At 72.0% G+C, this 17,305-nt stretch carries 13 protein-coding genes; 4 read left to right on the top strand and 9 right to left on the bottom strand.

What is annotated here, in order from left to right; translation table 11 throughout:
- The first annotated feature begins 3 nt into the window (after window positions 1-3).
- Both TTY48_RS15125 and TTY48_RS15120 read left to right on the top strand, forming a co-directional pair.
- On the top strand, window positions 4-1,044 hold the full coding sequence (locus TTY48_RS15125) for a cation diffusion facilitator family transporter (RefSeq protein ID WP_255585692.1): 1,041 nt from the start codon (window positions 4-6) through the stop codon (window positions 1,042-1,044).
- 125 nt (window positions 1,045-1,169) lie between these two features.
- Window positions 1,170-2,390 (top strand): HNH endonuclease signature motif containing protein, encoded by a 1,221-nt coding sequence (locus tag TTY48_RS15120; protein WP_220658267.1) that lies wholly within the window; start codon window positions 1,170-1,172, stop codon window positions 2,388-2,390.
- Between the two features lies 1 nt (window position 2,391).
- Here TTY48_RS15120 and TTY48_RS15115 read toward each other — a convergent pair whose 3' ends face one another.
- Genes TTY48_RS15115 through TTY48_RS15095 form a run of 5 tightly spaced genes read right to left on the bottom strand, consistent with a single transcriptional unit; the run spans window position 2,392 to window position 9,363 of the window.
- On the bottom strand, window positions 2,392-4,338 hold the full coding sequence (locus TTY48_RS15115; protein WP_220658266.1) for a GMC family oxidoreductase N-terminal domain-containing protein: 1,947 nt from the start codon (window positions 4,336-4,338) through the stop codon (window positions 2,392-2,394).
- A gap of 4 nt (window positions 4,339-4,342) precedes the next feature.
- The gene (locus TTY48_RS15110; protein WP_220658265.1) at window positions 4,343-5,356 is read right to left on the bottom strand and encodes an ABC transporter ATP-binding protein; all 1,014 of its coding nucleotides are present in this window, start codon (window positions 5,354-5,356) and stop codon (window positions 4,343-4,345) included.
- A 12-nt stretch (window positions 5,357-5,368) separates the two neighbouring features.
- Window positions 5,369-6,970 (bottom strand): iron ABC transporter permease, encoded by a 1,602-nt coding sequence (locus tag TTY48_RS15105; protein WP_220658264.1) that lies wholly within the window; start codon window positions 6,968-6,970, stop codon window positions 5,369-5,371.
- Window positions 6,971-6,992: 22 nt separating this feature from the next.
- Window positions 6,993-8,054, bottom strand: a complete 1,062-nt coding sequence (locus tag TTY48_RS15100) for a thiamine ABC transporter substrate binding subunit (protein WP_220658263.1) — start codon at window positions 8,052-8,054, stop codon at window positions 6,993-6,995.
- Window positions 8,055-8,058: 4 nt separating this feature from the next.
- Window positions 8,059-9,363, bottom strand: a complete 1,305-nt coding sequence (locus TTY48_RS15095) for a glycosyltransferase 87 family protein (RefSeq protein ID WP_220658262.1) — start codon at window positions 9,361-9,363, stop codon at window positions 8,059-8,061.
- A gap of 193 nt (window positions 9,364-9,556) precedes the next feature.
- Here TTY48_RS15095 and TTY48_RS15090 point away from each other — a divergent pair, with 193 nt between their 5' ends.
- Window positions 9,557-10,252 (top strand): CPBP family intramembrane glutamic endopeptidase, encoded by a 696-nt coding sequence (locus TTY48_RS15090; protein WP_220658601.1) that lies wholly within the window; start codon window positions 9,557-9,559, stop codon window positions 10,250-10,252.
- Window positions 10,253-10,346: 94 nt separating this feature from the next.
- Here TTY48_RS15090 and TTY48_RS15085 read toward each other — a convergent pair whose 3' ends face one another.
- Window positions 10,347-11,555 carry an MFS transporter gene (locus tag TTY48_RS15085; RefSeq protein WP_220658261.1) on the bottom strand — a complete coding sequence of 403 codons (1,209 nt, stop codon included), beginning with the start codon at window positions 11,553-11,555 and terminating at the stop codon, window positions 10,347-10,349.
- Between the two features lie 48 nt (window positions 11,556-11,603).
- On the opposite strand from TTY48_RS15085, the gene TTY48_RS15080 reads away from it, so the two are divergent.
- The gene (locus TTY48_RS15080) at window positions 11,604-12,593 is read left to right on the top strand and encodes a LacI family DNA-binding transcriptional regulator (RefSeq protein ID WP_220658260.1); all 990 of its coding nucleotides are present in this window, start codon (window positions 11,604-11,606) and stop codon (window positions 12,591-12,593) included.
- On the opposite strand, the gene TTY48_RS15075 is transcribed toward TTY48_RS15080, so the two are convergent.
- From TTY48_RS15075 to glgP, 3 genes are read right to left on the bottom strand one after another with little or no spacing between them, the layout of a single operon-like run.
- Window positions 12,581-13,909 carry a wax ester/triacylglycerol synthase domain-containing protein gene (locus TTY48_RS15075; protein ID WP_220658259.1) on the bottom strand — a complete coding sequence of 443 codons (1,329 nt, stop codon included), beginning with the start codon at window positions 13,907-13,909 and terminating at the stop codon, window positions 12,581-12,583. The genes TTY48_RS15080 and TTY48_RS15075 overlap by 13 nt on opposite strands.
- Window positions 13,906-14,814 carry an ROK family protein gene (locus TTY48_RS15070; protein ID WP_220658258.1) on the bottom strand — a complete coding sequence of 303 codons (909 nt, stop codon included), beginning with the start codon at window positions 14,812-14,814 and terminating at the stop codon, window positions 13,906-13,908. The genes TTY48_RS15075 and TTY48_RS15070 overlap by 4 nt, the downstream gene beginning before the upstream one ends.
- The gene (glgP, locus tag TTY48_RS15065) at window positions 14,811-17,279 is read right to left on the bottom strand and encodes an alpha-glucan family phosphorylase (RefSeq protein WP_220658257.1); all 2,469 of its coding nucleotides are present in this window, start codon (window positions 17,277-17,279) and stop codon (window positions 14,811-14,813) included. Before glgP ends, TTY48_RS15070 begins: the two co-directional genes overlap by 4 nt.
- Window positions 17,280-17,305 lie beyond the last annotated feature (26 nt).

Here is a 17,305-nt window from a genome sequence, read left to right as displayed (position 1 = left end):
ACCATGACCGCGGATTCCGGACGATCGATCTACGACTCCCCCGGCGAAGCCGCGGACGGCGACGCGCCCTCGGAGAGCTTGGTGACGGTGCTCGTGGCCCTCGCCGCGAACGTGCTCATCGCGGTCGCGAAATCGGTGGCCGCGGGGATCACGGGCTCCGCCGCGATGGTGGCGGAGGCGGCGCACTCCTGGGCCGACGCCGGCAACGAGGTCTTCCTGCTGATCGGCGCCCGGCGGGCCGAGAAGCCCGCCGACGCCACGCACGTGCTCGGTTACGGCCGCAGCGGCTACGTGTGGTCGATGTTCGCGGCCTTCGGCCTGTTCAGTGTGGGCGCCGCGGTGTCGGTATGGCACGGCATCACCTCGCTCAATGCGCCCGAGGTGGCGGCGGATTACACCTGGGGCTACGCGGTGCTGGCGATCTCCTTCGTCTTGGAGAGCATCTCCTTCGTGCAGGCGGTGCGGCAGACGAAGGCGGGTGCGCAGGAGCGCTTCCTGCATCCGCTGCGGTACGTGCGGATCACCTCGAATCCCGTGCTGCGCTCGGTGTTCGCGGAGGATCTCAGTGCGTTGATCGGCATCGTGATCGCGGCGTCGGCGATGGCGCTGCACCAGATCACGGGCAATCCGGTGTGGGATGCGATCGGGTCGATCCTGGTGGGCCTGCTGCTGGGGTTCGTCGCGCTCTTCCTGATCCGCCGCAACATGGACTTCCTCACCGGGCAGGTGGCCACTCCCCTCGCGCGGAATCGTGCGCTGACGGCGCTGCTGGCCCACCCCGACGTGTCCCGGGTCAGCTTCCTGTACATGGAGTGGGTGGGTGCCGACAAGCTCTTCCTGGTGGCCTCCGTCGATGTCGAGGGCGAGCTCCCCGAGAGCGATGTGGCGGCACGGCTGGCCTCGATCGCCGACCAGCTCAACGGCTTCCCGTGGATTCAGCGGGCGGTGATCACCCTCAGCCGGCCGGGCGACACCACCGCCCTGCAGCCCGAGGCTCTCCCCGACTGGTACCTCCCGGAGGACCAACGAAATCAAACACCATGAGTCATGATGGCGCCGGGGTCCATCTGTCTCTCAACCGAAACCATGAATCTCCCATTCGTAGACCTCACGCTCGACGAGTACCGCTCCCGCACAAACTTGTCAGTGGGTGGTCGTAGTGTCGGGTCATGGACGAGGAAGACGAATCCGTTTCCGCCACAGGGGATGGCAGTGATGTTGTTGCCAGTCTGGCCGGGTTGGAGCGGGCTCGTGCGCGGGTGGTCTTCGATCAGTATCGGTTGATCGCGGAGTTGTTGCGGGTGCGGGTGTGTGAGCGAATCGCTGCCGGTGTCGCGCAGGATCGGTGGGAGGCCGGTGTCGCAGCAGAGATCGGGTTGGCGCTGCGGGTCTCCCCGCATCGCGCCGCTTCCATGCTCAACCGCGCTCGGGTGTTGGCGGCGGATCTGCCCGCCACATCGGCACGGTTACGCGATGGGGATGTCTCGCCGGAGGCGGTGGACGTGATCATCTCCGGTCTCTCGCATCTGGAACCGCGACTGCGAGCCGAGGCCGATTCCGCCCTGTGTGGTGAGACCTTCGCTGCTGCCGGGCTGGGGCTACGGCGACTGCAGGATCGAGTGCGGGAGACCGCGTACCGGTTGGATGCGCGGGCCACGGTGGACCGGATCGGGCAAGCAGCGAAAGACCGGCGAGTCACCATCCGCCCGGCACCGGACTGCATGGCGCGGGTATCGATCCTGCTGCCCGTCGCCCAGGCCGTCGGGGTGTACGCCGCGTTGAAAACTGCAGCCGACGGGGTGTTCGGTGCTCCGGGGGAAGTGCGGAGCCGGGCGCAAATCATGGCCGATACCGCATTCGCGCGTCTCACCGGCCGTGACGCCGCAGCCGGCCAACCGGTCACAGTGAATCTCACCATCCCGGCGGCGGTGCTGCTCGGTGACCAGCCGGGCACCGCGCATCTCGCGGGCGGCGGCACACTCCCGGCGGAGATCGCCCGCCACCTGATCGGGACAGCTACCGCGAACGCCGTCGCCTGGGTCAAACGGCTGTACGTGCAACCGGAATCCGGAGCGGTCGTCGCGATGGATTCCCGGGCGCGGTTGTTCCCGGCGGGGTTGGCGGAGGTGATCGCCGCCCGCGACCGGTACTGCCGCACCCCGTACTGCGATGCACCGATCGCCCACACCGACCACATCGTCGCGCACACAAAAGGTGGCCCCACGAGCCTGGCCAACGGGCAGGGACTGTGCGCGGCGTGCAACTACGCCAAAGAAGCCACCGGCTGGACCAGCCGCACCGTCACCGACCCGTCGGGAAGGCACACCGTCGAAACCCGCACGCCCACCGGGCATGTGCACCGATCCACCGCACCGCCCCAGGCCGCGTGACCTACGTCAGGCGCGCCGCCAACCGACAGGCGTTCATGTAGGCGATGGCCTCGATGGAGATCATCGGATTCACACCGCTGGGCGTGGGGAAGCAGGAGGCATCGGCCACCACCAGGTTCGGCACCTCCCAAGTGGCGCCGTCGGGATCGGTGGCGGAGGTCTTCGGGCTGCCACCCATGGCGGCGGTACCCATCAGGTGCAGCGCCGCCATCATGCAACGGGCCGGTGCGTAGCCCTGTTCCTGTGCGGCGACGGCGAAGTCGTCCAACGGCCCGGGCAGCGTGGCGGCGACGCGGACCTGATGTGCGGACCGTACCGATGTCGCGCCGGCGGCGGCGATGATCTGGGCGGCGCCCACCACCCCGCGATGCAGGTGCGCGGCATCGTGATCGTTCAGCCGGTAGTGGGGCACGGGCTCACCGTCGCGCCCCACGGCGACGCGTCCACTCCCGGTGTCGCGCAGGATCACTCCCACCGCGGCGGTGTTGCGCAACGAGCGCATCTCGTCGGCGAGGTGGGCGGCCGAATGCCAGGGCTGGAAGATCGCCGCGGCACCGGGGTGCAGCGGCCCGGTCTCGTAGATCACGCCGTACCCGCGGCCGTCGAGGTCGGCGTGTTCGGTCGAGTACCGGGTCTGCAGCCCGCCCTCCCACGGCAGGACGTCCTCGTCGAAGCGCCCGGACACCGCCGTCGCCGGATGCAGCCGGAGGTTCTCGCCGATCTGCTTGTTCCGCAGTCCCGATCGGCGCAGCAGGGCGGGTGTCTGCAGGGTGCCCGCCGAGACCACCACGGCGCGGGCCGACACGGTCAACGGCGCACCGTCGGACATCACGGCCTCGACCCCGGTCGCGCGACCGCGCTCGACCCGGACCGTGCGCACTTCGGCGCCCACCACGATGCGCGCACCGCCGTCGGCGGCGTCCTGCAGCCAGGTCTTCGCGACCGACTGCTTCGCACCGATCCGGCAGCCGTAGCCGCACCGCCCGCACTCGACCCCCTGGTCGCAGCCGAGCACGTTGCGCGGCATGGCATCGCAGTGCCAACCCAGCGACCGGAGGCCGCGCTCCATCACCTCGTCCCGGTGGGCGATGCGGTCGTGGTCGGTGTTCACCGACAGCCTGCGCTGCACCGCGGCCAGCGCCCGATCGAACTCCTCCCCCGCGAACTGTGTGGCGCCGTGGCCCGCCCACTCGGCCCGCACGTGGTCGGGCGTCGGGAACGAGGTGGTCCAGTTGACCACCGTGCCGCCGCCCAGGGTTCCGCCCGCCATCAGCGAGAGCTGCCCCTCCGCGGTCGCGGCGGGCGGTCCGGCGTAGAGCGAGGTCAGCGAGTCCAGTTCACCGGCGCCGAAGTCCCGGTCGTCGTGATACCCGCCCTTCTCGAGCACCACCACGTCGAGACCGGCCGCGGTCAGCACGGCCGCAGCGGTGCCGCCGCCCGCGCCGGAGCCCACGATCACCACATCGGCCGTGAGGGTGGCACCGCCGGGCGGGACGACGAACGGCGTGATCGGCCGCGCCGGGGCGTCGGGCACCGGACCGAAGGCCTCCGGGTAGCCGATGTCGGCGCGCACCGCGGTGGCGTCCGGCGCGATGTAGTAGGCGCCGATCAGCAGGGACCGCAGGCCCTGGAAGATCGACCGCTTGGCGCCGATCGACGACCCGCCCCAGCGCAGCAGGACCTGCTCGCGTTCGGCGGGGGTCAGGGATGAGAACCGGCGCAGTCCGATGCCGTGCGCCGGTCCCATGCCCCGGGTGTCCCAGAGGTCGAGGAAGATCTTCATCTCGCGCTGCTCGCGCGGGAGCAGCTTGTGCCCGGCGGTGCGCGCGACCGTCGTGATGAAGTCGAGGTCGCGCGGGCCGGGCAGGCCGTCCCCTCCGGGGATCAGCGTCTCGGCGATCGCGAGCAGTGTTTCGGCCTGGCGGGACGTGAACGTGGCTGAGGTCACACCCTCATCCGATCACAGCCACCCGCCTCGGGTTCAACGCGACATGCACCGTGTCGCCATCGGGCGGTGCGGAGTCACCGTGCGCATCCACCCTGAGTTCACCGTCGGGGGTGTCGACGGACACCGTGATGCGCACCCCGTCGGCGGTGGGTACCGAGCCCACGACCAGCGCGGGAACCCCGTGCGCCTGGATCACCACGGAGCCCGGCCGCAGCCCGAGCTGGAAGCGGCCGTCGGGGCAGTCCACGATCACCGGGCCCAGCACCGTTCGGGCCTGGCCGCCGTCGACGCGGGCCTCGACGAGCGTGGTGTACCCGAGGAACCGGGCCACGTCGGGGGTCCGCGGGCGTCGCCAGAGCCGGGCGGGTGCGTCGGACTGCACGATCCGTCCGGCGGTCATCACGGCGACGGTGTCGGCGAGCTCGACCGCCTCGTGGTGGTCGTGCGTCACGATCAGCGCCGGGGTGCCGGTCTCGCGGAGGATGCGGCGCAGGTCGCCCGCCAGGCGGTCGCGGAGCTGCCGGTCCAGGGCCGAGAGCGGCTCGTCGAGCAGCAGCAGCCGCGGGCGCGGCGCCAGGGCACGGGCCAGGGCCACGCGCTGCTGCTGCCCGCCGGACAGTGCGCCGACGGGGCGCGATCCCAGGCCCGGCAGCCCGACCAGGTCGAGGAGTTCCTCCACCCGGGCATCGGCGTCGGCGCGGCTCCAATGGTGGCGCTGCAGCCCGTAGCGGATGTTGCCCGCCACATCGCGGTGCCCGAACAGCTGACCGTCCTGGAAGACCACGCCGAAGCCCCGACGATGCGTGGGGGTCCGGGCGAGGTCCGCGCCGTCCCAGGTGATGCGGCCGCCGGCCAGCGGTTCGAGTCCGGCGACGGCGCGCAGCAGCGTGGACTTGCCGCAGCCCGAGGGGCCGAGCAGCGCGGTGACCGGGGCGTCGGGAACCCCGACGGCGAGCGTGACGCCGTCGACCGCGGTCTGCGCCCCGTAGCGGACGGTGGCGTCGTCGATGGTGAGCATGGGTGTCCTCCCTCAGAACTCCGCCTGGCCCGCGTCGTCGCGGCGCAGCGCCTCGACGGCGGCGATCACCACGACGGTGGCGGCGATGAGCAGTACCGAACACGCTGCGGCGAGCGCCGCGCTCTCGAATCCCGGGCGCCCCATGATCCGTCCGATCAGCACGGGGAGCGTCATCTGCCCGGGCTGCACCAGGAAGCTGGCGGCGCCGAACTCCCCCAGCGTGACGACGTAGGCGAATCCGGCGGCCACCGCCACCGAGCGGCTGATCACCGGCAGGTCCACGGTGGTGAACACGCGCACCGGTGAGGCTCCGAGTACGGCGGCGGCCTGGCGCTGCCGCGGATCCACGGCGCCGAGCGCGGGCACCAGTACGCGCACCACGAGCGGGACCGCCACGAGCGCCTGCACGAAGGGCAGCACCGCGGGCGATTCCCGCACGGTGGGCAGCGATTGCAGGGCCAGCAGGTAGCCGAATCCCAGGGTCACTGCGCTCACGCCGAGCGGCAGCATCACCACCGCATCGGCGAATCGGCTGAGCAGTCCGGTCGACCGGGAGATGGCGATCGCGGCGAGCCCGCCGACCAGGAGCGCGATCGCGCCGGCCTGGACGGCGGTGAGCAGTGACATCTGCAGTGCCTTGAGCGGCACCACACCGCCCACGTTCTCGCTCAGGCGCCGGTACGCGTCGAGGCTCATTCCGCCCGCGGCGTCGGGCCGCAGCGACCGCAGTACCAGGGCGAGCATCGGGTAGGCCAGGAGCAGGGCAGCGATCGGCACGCCGAGCAGGACTCCGATGCGGGTGCCGCGGCCGCCGGCGGGGCGCGGCGCGGTCGACCCCGACGCGGGGCGGCTCCCCTTGTGGCGCAGTGCGGCACTCACCAGGACGGCGATCACCACGATCACGATCTGCACCAGCGCGAGCAGGGCGGCGGTGCGGAGGTCGAAGGCTCCCACCACCTCCTGATAGACCGCGGTCTCCAGGGTGCGCAGGCCACTGCCACCCACCACGAGCACGATGCCGAAGCTGGTGGCGCAGAACAGGAAGACCACCGAGGCCGCCGAGGCGATCGCCGGGACGAGGGCGGGGACGGTGGCGGTGAGGAAGGCGCGCACGGGGGTGGCGCCCAGGGTGCGGGCCGCCTGCGCGGTGCGGGGGTCGAGTCCCGCCCACACGCCGCCGACGATCCGGGCGACCACCGAGACGTTGAAGTACGCGTGCGCGATCAGCACCGCCCACACGGTTTCCGAGAGCCCGAGGAAGCCCAGTGCACCCTCGTCGGCGAAGAGCGTGCGGAAGGCCACGCCCACCACCACGGTGGGCAGGACGAAGGGCACCGTGGCCAACACCCGGACGATCCACTGCCCGCGGAAGCGGGCCCGCGCGGTGAGCCAGGCCAGCGGAAGCCCCAGGGCCACGGTGAGCAGCGTGGACGCGGCCGCCTGCCACACCGTGAACCACACCAGGCCGAGACCGCCGGCGCCGGTGAATCCGGCCCAGGGCGACGGGCCGTCGGAGGTGAGACCGCGGGCGACGATGGCGCCCACCGGCCACAGGAAGAAGACGCCGATGAACAGCAGCGGCGCCGCGATCAGGGCGTAGCGGGCCCGGTTCACCGGCCTGTCCCGACCCGCCGGTTCACCGGCCCATGATCTGGCGCCACTCCCGCACCCAGCCGTCGCGCTCGTCGGCGATCCGGTCGGCGGGAAGGGTCGCGGGCCGCGGCGGTACGGGCGCGTACTGCTGCCAGGTCGCGGGCAGCGGCACATCGCGGGTCACCGGGTAGACGTACATCGCATCGGGGATCGCGCCCTGGGCCCGGGGCGAGAGCAGGAAGTCGATCAGCTTGCGGGCACCGTCGGGATTCTTGGTACCGCGCAGCACCCCGGCGTACTCGACCTGCCGGAAGCAGGTGTCCGGCAACGCCTTCGTGGGCGGCGCGGAACCGTCCTTGCCCACCTCGGCGGCGGGCGAGCTGGCGTACGAGACCACGATCGGCCTCGGACCCTTGCCCGACGATCCGGAGAAGTCGGTGGAGTAGGCGGTGCTCCAGTTCGTGGTCACGGAGACGTCGTTGGCGCGCAGCGAGGTCCAGTAGTCCTTCCACCCGGCGCCGAGCGTGGCCACGGTGCCGGCGAGGAAGGCCATACCGGGCGAGGCGGTCTCGGGATGCTCGACCACGGTGAGGCCGCGGTACTTCGGGTCGGCGAGGTCCTGGTAGGTGACCGGCGCGGGGAGACCCTTGTCGCGGAAGTAGCGGGTGTCGATGTTGATGCAGACATCACCGAAGTCGATGGCGGTGAGCTGTCCGACGCCGGGGATCGCGTAGTCGGCGGCGCCGTTCGCGGCGGCGGGCGAGGTGTAGTCGTCGAAGACGCCCGCGCGCACCGGTCGCGCGGCGTAGGTGTTGTCCACCCCGAAGGCCACATCCCCGGGCGGATTCCCCGGGGTGAGTGCGAGTTTGGTGGCGAGCTCGCCGCCGTCGCCGAGGGCGACGGTCTTCACGGCGAGCCCGGTCTGCCGGGTGAACTCGGCGGTCACCTCGTCGGGCAGTTGGAAGCTGTCGTGGGTGACCAGGGTGACGGTCCCGGTGGCCGACGGTGCGCCGCTCGGCGACGACGGCGCCGTGTCCGTCGCACAGGCGCTCAGCGCCAGGGTCGCCGCCGTGAGGACGAGGCCGATCCGCGCGAGGTTGTTCATCGGCTCAGACTACGGCCTGCAGCCTGCGCCGCTGCGCGAGGATCAGCGCGACCAGAGCGGCCGCGGCGGCCAACCCCTGCGCCATCAGCAGCGCCCAGATCGGTCCGTCGCCGAGACCCAGCGACGTCAGCACGTCGTCGGTGTAGTGCACGCCCACCAGTCCCACGACGATCAGCGTTGCGGCGACCACCGTCGACCACGGGGTGTAGCCCTTCCCCGGGCCGCTGAACCGGTCGTCCCCGAGCCGCCCGAGCGGACCGTGCACCACCCAGATCAGCAGCGGCACGATCCACACCCAGTGGTGGATCCAGGAGATCGGCGAGCCGAGCAGTCCCAGCAACTGCACCAGAACCAGCGCGATGAGGGCGTCCCCGCGGCGCACCACCCACCAGGCGGCGAACAGCAGGAGCGCGGCCACGGCGAGCGAGACCATCCACACGGTCCCGTCTCCCACGTCGTGCCCCACGAAGCGGGAGACGGCGCCGCGCAGCGACTGGTTGTCCGGTTTCGCCGGATCGCCGATGGGGCCGGTGTCACCGAGCAGGACGGTGAAGTAGCGCCGGGTCTCGGACGGCAGCAGCAGGTAGCTGATGGCCACGGTGGCGCCGAAGGTGAGCCCGGAGAAGACGGCGGCCCACGGTCGGCCGCGGGCGAGTAGGAACAGGCCGCCGACCGCGGGCGTGAGCTTGATGCCCGCGGCGATGCCGATGAGCGCGCCGGAGGCACCGTCCACCTTCTCGGGGCGCACCACCAGACGCGGCCGCCCGGACTCCGCCCGGGCCACGAGGTAGGCCGCCCACACGCCGAGCGACATGAGGACCACGTTGATCTGGCCGTAGTCGAGGTTGGTGCGCACCGGATCGATCCACAGCGCACCGGCGGTCCAGAACAGGGCGTGCTCGACCGGCACGTCGCCCAGGCGCGACGGTGCGCCGCGGCCCGCCGCGAGGATGGCCAGGCTCATGCGGACCACGAGGAAGAGCAGTCCCGCGGTGAGGAACACCCAGCCGACCGCGACCACGGAGAAGGGCAGGAACTTCAGCGGGTAGAAGCACAGGGCCGCGAACGGCGGGTAGGTGAAGGGCAGCGGCTGACGCGGTGTGTAGTCGGTGAGCGCGAAGTCGTAGAGCGTGCCGTCGGAGACGCGCTGCGCCGCCTCGTAGTAGACCCGCAGGTCGACGAAGTTGAAATTGTGCTCGCCGGCCGCGATCCACACGAGGCGGGCGGCCACCGAGAGCACGAACACGGCGAGCGCCACACGGCGCAGGTTGCCGCGGGACGTCGGCCCGGAGCGGTCGGACGTCGTCACGGGGCACCAGACTACCTGCGCGGCCACCGTCACCCCATTCGCGAAGACGGGGCGGCGTTCACGCTCGGCGAACACCCTTCCCGGTCACAGAGCATTGCGCGGACCGCGGACCGTCTGGACCATGGAGCGGGTGACCTCAGCAACCCAGCCCGCCATCCCCGAACAGTCCGCCCTGCGTTCGGCGGTCTCGGGCGTGCGCGCCTATGTCGACATCGCCGTCGTCGTGGGTGTGCTGGTGGCCACCAACCTGGTGGCGCACTTCACCGGCAGCTGGGCGGCGCTGCTGGCCGTGCCGATCTCCGCCGCGGTCCTGCTGGGCATCGCCCGGTACCGCGGGCTGGATTGGCACGAGCTGGGCTTGGGCCGCGAGCACTGGCGTTCCGGCGCGAAGTACGCCGCGGCGGCCGTGTTCATCGTGGCCACCGTGATCGTGGTGGGAGCGCTGCTGCCCGTCACGCGCGGCCTGTTCCTCAACGACCGCTACGCCACCTTCTCGACGGCGATCATCGCGTCGATGGTGATCATCCCGCTGCAGACGGTGATCCCCGAGGAGATCGCCTTCCGCGGCGCGCTGCACGGCACCCTGTCGCGGGCCATGAAGTTCCGCTGGGTGGTGGTGACGGGGTCGCTGCTCTTCGGCTTCTGGCACATCGCCTCGTCGCTCGGGCTGACGGCGGGCAATGCCGGCCTCACCAAGATCCTCGGCAGCGGGCCGCTCGCGCAGATCGCGGGGATCGCGGGCGCGGTGCTGGCGACCGCCTTCGCGGGCTGGGTCTTCACCTGGCTGCGTACCCGCAGCGGCTCCCTGATCGCGCCCATCGCGCTGCACTGGTGCCTCAACGGCGCCGGCGCCCTGGCCGCCGCTTTCGCCTGGCAGCTCCTGCGCTGACCGTTCCCGGCCCCGTCGCCTCCCTCTAGGGACGTCACATCCCTAGCGTCAGGTCCAGTCCCTCTGTCCATGGCGCTGGGGAATGCATGCGTGACTAGGGCAGGCTCCGTGACGGCTCGCGGGCGGCGGGGGCGACGAGGACGGCCACAGCGACGGCCACCAGCACCACGATGAGCGCGTAGAGCAGCGTCACGTGGGCACCGAGGAAGCCGATGATGGGCGGTCCGGCGAGGAACGACAGGTAGCCGACGGTCGAGACCACGGACACCCGTGCGGCCGCCATCCGCGGATCGTCGGCGGCGGCCGACATGCCCACCGGGAAACCGAGCGAGGCGCCCAGACCCCACAGCGCGACGCCGATGTAGGCGGCCCAGGTGGGTCCGAAGATCACCAGCGACAGGCCCACGAAGGCCAGGCCACCGCAGGCGCGCAGCGTGGGAACGCGCCCGAACCGGTCGAGCACCTTGGTCCCGGCGAGCCGACCGATGGTCATGAAGGTGACGAAGACGGCGAAGGTCAGCGTGCCCACGGTCTTCGAGGTGCCGTGGTCGTCGACCATGGCCAGGGCGAGCCAATCGTTCGCGCTGCCCTCGGTGAGCGCCATGCCGAGCACCATGAGGCCGATCAGCAGGATGCGGGGCTCGCGCCACACCGCGAGCCGCTCGCGCCGGGTGACGGGGGCGTGATCGTCGGCGTCGTGCGCCTCGAAGGGCACGTGCCGCAGCGCGAACCATCCGGCGATCAGCAGCACGATGTTCACCACGGCGAGGTGCGGCAGTAGCGGGACGTGCGCCGCCTGCGCGGCGGCCGCGGTGAGGGCGCCGGCCACGGTGCCGAGCGAGAAGGCCGCGTGGAAGGCGGGCATCACGGTGCGCCCCAGCGCCCGCTCGTTCTCGGCCCCGGACAGGTTCATGCAGACGTCGGTCACGCCGTGCGAGAGCCCCACCAGTATCAGCGGCAGCAGGGTCAGCGCGTACACGCCGGACTGCGCGCCCGCGGCGGCGGCGATCATCGTGACGCCGAGAGCGGGCAGCGTCACGGCCATCACCCGGCGGGCGCCGAACCGGGCGGCGAGCGCCCCGGAGCCGAGCAGCCCGACCACGGAGCCGACCGCGAGGCCGAAGGTCAGGAGGCTCACCTGCAGCGTGGTTGCGCCCAGGTCGTCACGGACCTGGGGCAGCCGCCCGAGGTAGCTGGCGAAGGTGAGCCCGCTGAGCGCGAAGATCACGAAGACGGCGTTGCGCCACGCGAGCACCGAGCCCGGTGTCGCGTCCGCCTTCTGGTCCTGGAGGTCCACGCTCACGATCAACCTTTCGAAACGTTTCGATCGACACTGCTAGGCTAAGTCCCCATGGCACGCGGGTCAAACCGAATAACGCTGGTGCACGTCGCGGAGGCGGCCGGCGTCTCGCTGTCGACCGCCTCGCACGCCTTCGGTGTGGACAAGCCGATCAGCGAGGCCACCCGCGCCCGGGTGCTGGCCGCGGCCGCCGAGCTCGGGTACGAGGGGCCCGATCCCCGCGCCCGGTCGCTGCGCAGCGGGCGCACCGACATCATCGGCGTTCAGGTCGACGACGAGGCCGGACGGGCCTTCCGCGATCCGGTGATCATCGGGATCCTCGACGGCGTCTCCGCAGCCCTGGCGGCGAGCCCCACGTCGGTTCTCCTCGTGCCCGATTCGGTGCCCGAGGAACGACTGCGCACGCTCCCGGTCGACGGCATCGTGGCCGCCGGCTGCTCCCCCACGTTGACTCAGCTCCGCGCCGCCATGGCCAAGCGCTCGATCCCCGTGGTCACCGCGGGGAACCAGGTCGACGACATCGGCAGCGTCGGCGTCGAGAACCGCGCCGCGACCCGCCTGCTCACCGACCACCTGCAAGGCCTCGGTCACCGCACCGTCGGCGTGATCCGGCTGCGGCACGGCGATGTCGAGCGGGCCCGCACCGAGGCCGCACTCGCGGCCTTCCCCGGTGCCGAGGTGGCCGCGAGTGCGGACAGCACGATCGACGAGGGATTCCGCGCCGCCGACGCCCTCCTCCGCCGGGGCGCACCGACGGCGATCGTCGCCCAATCCGATCTCCTCGCGGTGGGCGCGGTGCGTGCCGCCGAAGCCCGCGGCCTGCGCGTCCCGGAGGACCTGTCGATCGTGGGATTCGACGGCATCCGCGTGGACGGCTTCGCCCGCGACCTCACCACCATCCGGCAACCGATCGTCGAAATGGGACGGCTGGCCGCCCAGGCCGTGCTGGCCGCCCAGGACGGGGCGCCGCTGCCCACCCTCGCGATGCCCGTCGATCTCGTGGTGGGCGATACCACCGGTCCTGCGTCTCAGCGGGCCTGAGCCACCGCGCGCAGGGCCTCGTCGAGCAGCGCCGCATAGACGTCCGGATCGGGCACGGCCGTGCGACTACTGGTGACCGACAGCGTCACCGCATCGCCGAGCCCGTGCACGCCGTGCGTGAGACCCATCGCGGGCGACAGCGCGGGGAATCCGGCGGTGAACACCGAACGCCCGCCGAGTAGTTCGAGGTCCGACGGTCCGCGGTACACACTGGAGATCACGGTGGCTCCGGCCATCGTGGCCGGTCGCATGGCCGGATCGAAGGAGAGCACACCGATGCGGTCGAGCGGAGCGGGCGTGGTCTCGTCGGGCGCGGAGACGGTGCGCCACAGCGGGTCCGCGGCGCGGGTGCGCGCATCGTCGAGGGCGGCGGCGATCCGCGTGGCACGCTCCCCGAGGGGGAGGCCGGGGAACAGCGGCACCGAGACGTTGCCGAAGGAGTTGCGCTCCTCCGGCTTCCGCTCCCGCGCCACCATCACCTCGGCGCACAGCGCATCCGGAACCCTGTGCTCGCGCAGCCGCAGGTACCGCTCCACAGCGAGCGAAACGGCGGTGAGCGCCCCGATCGTGACGGTGCCGACACGGTCGAGATGAGCGCGTTCCCGCACCAGCATCCGGACATCCCGGCTGTCGTCGGGGCGCGCGTTGAGCGGCGTGATCGGGCAGCCCGGAACCGGGGGCGGCAGCGCGCCGGCGGCGGTGCGCTCGGCGATTCGGGCGCGGGCGGGCGCCACCCGGGTGCCGCGGATCACCGTGCGTACCAGGTCCAGTGGCAGCGCGGCCAGTCCGCGCGCCGCGCGCACCGGGTCCGGCGCCGGCCGCACGGGTGGGTCCCCGCCCTCGCGACCGCCCGCGCCGAACAGCTCGCGGGCGATCTCGGCGCTGCGCCGCCCGTCGGCGAGGCAGTGCGCCACCTGGAGCACCACCACCGTGGCATCGCCGGTGCACCGCGGTGCACCGCTCACGCGCGGGAAGACGTGCAGCCGCCAGGGCGCGACGGTGGCGTCGACCTGGCGGGCGAACAGCCGCGCCACGGCATCGGGGATCCGGTCCCACGACCGCGCGACGCCCTCCCGCACGTCGATCACGGAGCACGGCGCCCACGAGGGGCGCTCCAGGTCGAAGGGCGCGGGCGCCACCCGGATCCGCAGGTCCGGGATCGACGGTGCGCGGCCGACGACGAGGTCGGCCACATCCGCGGCGCTCGGCGACCGGCCGTCGCCGTGGTCGAAGCAGTACAGCAGGAACTGGTCGCTGGGGATCACCTGCGACGCCCAGAAGGTGCGGGCATCGCGCGGTGCCAGCAGCGGGCTCACGGCAGCAGATCGCGTCGGTACACCAGGCCGGCGGCGCCGACCAGCGGCGCGTCCTTACCGAGGCCGGCCGGGACCACGCGGGCCGCAGCCACGTAGGGCAGCGGGTGCCGGGCCAGTTCCGTCTGCACCTGGTCGACGAAATCGTCGGCCACGTTGCAGAATCCGCCGCCCAGCGCCACCACGCTGACCGGGACCAGGGCGACGGCGCTGCCGATCCCCTGCCCGAGGGCGGCGGCGCACCGCCGGACCGCGGCGATCGCCACCGGGTCGCCCGCTCGGTACGCGGCGCCCAGTTCCTCGCCCGTGGTGCCGGTGAAGCCCTGGGTGCGGGCCCAGTCCACGGTGTGCGGTCCTGAGGCCACGGATTCGAGCATGGTGGTGCGTCCCAGGCTCTCCGATCCGGTGAAGCCGGACAGTTCGACCTGCCCGATGTGCCCGGCGTTGCCGCCGAGCACGCGTCCGTTCACCACGAGGCCGCCGCCGATGCCGGTGGAGACCACCATGCCGAGCACGTCGTCGTGACCGCGGCCGGCGCCGAGCCAGTGCTCGGCGAGCACGATGGCCACGCCGTCGCGGCGGAACTCGACGGGGAGCCCACCGGCCGCCTCCGCGACGGTGTCGCGCAGCGGGAAGCCGTGGAGCGCCTCGATGTTGATCGGCGCGGTGGTTCCCGCGGCCTCATCGACCGGACCGGCGGAGGCCAGCCCCACGGCGCTCACTTCGACGTCCGGCGCCGCGGCGAGGGCGTCGCGAACCACACCGGTGATCCGCTGCGCCAGTTCGTCGGCGGAGGCCTGCTGTCCCGTCGGTGCGCGGCGCCGCGTCTCCTCGATCACCGTGCCGTCGGGTGTGACGAGTGCCGCAGCAACTTTGGTTCCGCCGAGATCGACGGCGAGCACCGTCATCGCGCGTACCGCACGAGGCCGAGTTCCGCCGGACCCGCGAGCAGCCGGTGCTGCGGCAGCACCCGCACCGCGTAGCCGAAGCGGCCCACGTGGGCGGGCAGCACGGCCCGGTACCGGCTGCCGTCGAAGTGCAGGCGCACGGGCGTGCCGTTCACCAGTTCGCCCGCGCCGTCGACCCCGCCGATCACCGCTTCCACGCGCACGTCGCCGTCCTCGAGGTCGCCCAGGTCGATCTCGGCGGTGAGGTCCACCCCGTCGGGCACGACCTGAGCCTGCGAGTTCCCCACGCGCACGGCGTCCCATCCGGCGCGGACGCGGCCGGTGTATTCGACCAGCTCGTCCACCAGGGGCCGCACGGCCCGCGCGGAGCGGGCTGCCGGCCGGTAGTAGTCGGTGGCGTATTCACGCACCATGCGGTCCGCCGAGACCTCGGGGCCGGTGACGGCCAGCGTGTGCCGGACCTTGGCCATCCACCGGGGTGGGGCCTCCGCGGGTTCGCGGCGCTCGTAGAAGGTGGGCACCACCTCGTGCTCGATCAGGTCGTAGAGGGCGTCCGCCTCGATGTCGTCGCGCCGCTCCGGATCGATGCCCACCGCGGAGGGGATGGCCCACCCGTTCTGACCGTCGTACAGCTCGTCCCACCAGCCGTCGAGGACGGAGAGGTTGAGGCCGCCGTTGAGCGCGCTCTTCATCCCCGAGGTACCGCACGCCTCGAGCGGGCGCAGCGGATTGTTCAGCCACACATCGCATCCGTGGTACAGGTAGCCGGCCATACCGATGGAGTAGTCGGGCAGGAAGGCGATCCGGTGCCGGATGGCCCGGTCGTCGGTGAACGCCAGGAACTGCTGCAGCAGCCGTTTGCCCTCATCGTCGGCGGGGTGACTCTTGCCGGCGATCACCACCTGGACCGGCCGCTCGTCGTCGAGGAGCAGGGCGCGCAGGCGGTCCGGATCACGCAGCATCAGCGTGAGCCGCTTGTAGGTGGAGACCCGGCGCGCGAAGCCGATGGTGAGGGCCGTGGGATCGAACATCCGCTCCGTCCAGCCGAGTTCGGCGTCGACGGCTCCCCGCTCGCGCCAGGCGGCGCGGGTGCGCCCGCGGACCTCGTCGACGAGGCGGGCACGCAGGCCGTTGCGGATGCGCCACAGCGCATCGTCGGGGAGGGCGAGCGGATCGGAGGCACGCTCCTGGACCGCGCGGTCCGCCCAGGTTCCGCGGTGCACGCCGTTGGTGACGGAGCCGATGGGCACCTCGGCGGGCTCGAAGCCGGGCCACAGCCCGGCGAACATCTGCCGGCTCACCACGCCGTGCAGCTTCGAGACACCGTTGGCGCGCTGGGCCAGCCGGAATCCCATGTGGGCCATGTTGAAGACGTTGGGGTCGGCCTCGGCGCCCAGTGCGATCACGTCGTCGAGCGGCACGGTGGGCAGCAGCGAGCACATCGGCCCACCGTCGCCGAAGTAGCGGCGCACCAGATCCACCGGGAAACGGTCGATGCCGGCCGGGACGGGAGTGTGGGTGGTGAACACAGTGGCGGTGCGGGCCACCGCCTTGGCGGCCTCGTAGCCGAGCTCCTCGGTGGCCATGAGCTCGCGGATGCGCTCCAGCCCGAGGAAACCGGCGTGCCCTTCGTTGGCGTGGAAGACCTCGATGCCGGGGTGTCCGGTGAGGTCGCAGAACGCGCGGGCGGCGCGGACGCCGCCGATGCCGAGCAGGATCTCCTGGCGCAGCCGGTGTTCCGCATCGCCACCGTAGAGCCGGTCGGTCACCGTCCGCAGATCGGCGTCGTTGGCGTCGATATCGGTGTCCAGCAGCAGGAGTGGGATCCTGCCGACGAAGGCCCGCCACACCGCGGCGTGCAGGACCCGGCCCTCGGCGAGCGTCACCGAGACCCTGAGCTGCTGCCCGTCGGAGAGCTGAACGGGGCTCAGCGGCAATCGCTTCGGATCCAGCGCGGGGTACCGTTCGAGCTGCCATCCGTCGGCCGAGAGCGACTGCTGGAAGTAGCCGTGCCGGTACAGCAGGCCCAGCGCCACCAGTGGCAGGCCGAGATCGGACGCGGCCTTGAGATGATCGCCGGCCAGCACGCCCAGTCCACCGGAGTAGTTGGGCAGGGTCTGGCTGATGCCGAACTCCATGGAGAAGTAGGCGATGGCGCGGGCACCGTCCTTGAGTCCGTCGGCCCAGGCCGGGCGGTCGAGGTAGTCGTGCAGATCCGCCTCGACCGCCCGGACCCGGGCCACGTACTCGGGGTCGTCGCCGAGCTGCGCGACCCGAGCCTGATCGGCCCCGTGCAGCGCGGCCAGCGGGTCGTGGGTGGCGGCCCAGGCCTCGGGCGCGAGTGCGGCGAACAGGTCCTGGGTGGGTCCGTGCCACACCCAGCGCAGGTTGAGCGCGAGTTCGGCGAGCGGCGCGAGCGTCTCGGGATAGGTGGGCTCGACGGTGAAGGTTCCGGTGGCGTGCACGGACGCCAAGCCTATTGCCTGCCCGG

This window comes from Tsukamurella sp. TY48 (assembly GCF_019656655.1).
Lineage (GTDB): Bacteria > Actinomycetota > Actinomycetes > Mycobacteriales > Mycobacteriaceae > Tsukamurella > Tsukamurella strandjordii.
The sequence above is the reverse complement of the archived record's forward strand: the minus strand, read 5'-3'. Positions and strand labels throughout refer to the sequence as shown.